1 protein-coding gene is annotated in these 574 nt (G+C 48.8%); it reads left to right on the top strand.

The genetic code is table 11. The features are described 5' to 3' along the window. A partial coding sequence (locus R7093_RS26960) for an inorganic triphosphatase (RefSeq protein WP_318147242.1) occupies positions 1 to 574 on the top strand: 574 nt, incomplete at both ends.

Raw genomic sequence — 574 nt, 5'->3', positions numbered from 1 at the left:
CGTTTTCGTCCAACCCGTAAAAACCGCAGGACGCGTTGTCGCAGGCTTACATCAAAGACCAGAATACAATGCTGAGCACACAAATAATGAACCGGATCTTTCGCTTCATCCTTCCGATATCTGGCCGTCATGCAAAGATGTCGCGACTCTACAATCCGAGTTAGTTCCGCTTTTTTCGACCAACTTCACGCGTGAGCAGTGGCTGATTGGTATGCCAGATGGCAGCCAAGTAGAGGTCGCGTTTGACCAAGGTATGGTTGTCGCGCAAGGGGAAGACGGAGAAGAGAGGCAAGAACCGATTTGTGAAGTCGAACTTGAACTCAAATCTGGCCAGACTGATGCACTATTTACCTTGGCGCGCAGTTTCTGCGAACAAGGTGGGATGCGTCTGGGTAACTTGAGCAAAGCCGCAAAAGGCTATCGCTTAGCGACTGGTTACACTGGCGACGAAGTGAAGCCGCTTTCTTTAGTGGACAGTAACAAAACAGACACCGTTGAATACTGCTTAATCAATTCACTTGAACATGCTTTGTCGCATTGGCATTACCACGAACAAATTTACTCAGAGCGCGAC

Source organism: Vibrio sp. 1580 (assembly GCF_033340055.1).
Note: the sequence above shows the minus strand (reverse complement) of the source record. Positions and strands in the feature narration are given on the sequence as shown.